Origin of the sequence: Nguyenibacter vanlangensis, from assembly GCF_013376155.1 — a bacterium.
GTDB classification, from domain to species: Bacteria; Pseudomonadota; Alphaproteobacteria; order Acetobacterales; family Acetobacteraceae; genus Gluconacetobacter; species Gluconacetobacter vanlangensis.
In genome coordinates this window covers 1-1,184 of the sequence record NZ_JABXXP010000806.1, presented here as the reverse complement: position 1 = coordinate 1,184, position 1,184 = coordinate 1, and the positions used below count along the sequence as shown (strand labels likewise).

3 protein-coding genes are annotated in these 1,184 nt (G+C 70.0%); all 3 read right to left on the bottom strand.

Features of this window, described 5'->3' with window-relative positions:
- Positions 1-255: sigma factor (locus tag HUK84_RS23580; protein WP_281362867.1), on the bottom strand; the 255-nt coding region annotated here is incomplete at its 3' end.
- Complete coding sequence (locus HUK84_RS19225) at positions 198-650, bottom strand: carboxymuconolactone decarboxylase family protein (RefSeq protein ID WP_176641644.1); 453 nt, start codon at positions 648-650, stop codon at positions 198-200. The genes HUK84_RS19225 and HUK84_RS23580, both read right to left, overlap by 58 nt.
- Before the next feature lie 98 nt (positions 651-748).
- On the bottom strand, positions 749-1,184 hold a 436-nt coding region (locus HUK84_RS19220; protein WP_374729392.1), incomplete at its 5' end, for a helix-turn-helix transcriptional regulator.

Genomic DNA, 1,184 nt, shown 5'->3' with positions numbered 1-1,184 from the left:
GGCGATGGTCAGCAGGACGGAGCGGGCGTCGCGTACCGCCGCCCGGTCGGCCGCCCGCCAGCGCAGGAACGCATCCTGCGCCACGTCCTCGGCCTGGGCCAGGGAACCGGTCATGCGATAGGCCAGGCCGATCATTTCGGCGCGGTGGGCCAGAAAGGGGCCGAGGCCGTCACGATCGGGGGCAGGATCGGGAGCGGTCAGGAGGCGGTCTCCGGCGGCGGGGCGACGGCGAAGCCGATCGCGATGCGGTTCCAACTGTTGATGGTGCAGATCAGCAGGGTGAGATCGACCTTTTCCGCGTCGGTGAAATGGGGGTTCAGGGCCAGATACACCGCATCCGGCGCGCCGTCGGTGGCGATGCGGGTCAGGGTTTCGGTCCAGGCCAGGGCCGCGCGTTCGCGGGGCGTGTAATGCGGGGCCTCGCGCCAGGCGGACAGCAGGTAGAGGCGGGCCTCGCTCTCGCCGGCGCGGCGGGCGTCGCGCGTGTGCATGTCGATGCAGAAGGCGCAGCCATTGATCTGCGACGCCCTGGTCTTCACCAGTTCGATCAGGCTGTGTTCCAGCCCGCTGGCGGTGACCGCGCGTTCGAGGGCGAACAGGGCGGCCATGGTCCTGGGGGCGGCCTTGGCATAGTCCAGTCGTTGGGTCATGGGACTCTCCCGTGCTGATGGGTGACGGGATCAAGACGGGACAGCGCGGCCGGATGTGACGGCGGCCCTGCTTTTTGTCGATTTTTTTATGGTGTTTTTTATGTCGGGGCTCCGGCCGGGCGGATGCGGTAGGCGCAGCGCCGGGCGCCGGAGGGGATGTGGTCGTGCCGTTCGACGACGACCGTGGGGCCCAGCACGTCCTGGAAGATGTCGCGCTCGGCCCGGCAGAAGCCGGCGCAGGCCGTGGCGGCGGCGCAGATCGGGCAGTGATTTTCGATCAGCAGGAAATGCCCCCCGGCCTCGGCGTGCCATTCGGCCATGTAGCCCTCGCGCGAGCGGATGGCCGCCAAGGCGGCGATGCGCGCGGCGAGGCCGTGGATGCCGTCCAGTTCGCGGCGATAGGCGGCGCAGGTTTCGGCTTCCCGCGCCGCGATCAGGCGGTCCATCAGGTCGGGCCCGCCCGTGTCGTGCAGGAGGCGCAGCAGACCGGCCGTCAGTTCGGCATGGGTGTCGGGGAAATGCCGCCGGGCGGCG

Bases quoted from the DNA above. Each gene is read 5' to 3' on its own strand.
- HUK84_RS19225 (WP_176641644.1), bottom strand. From the start codon at position 650: ATGACCCAACGACTGGACTATGCCAAGGCCGCCCCCAGGACCATGGCC.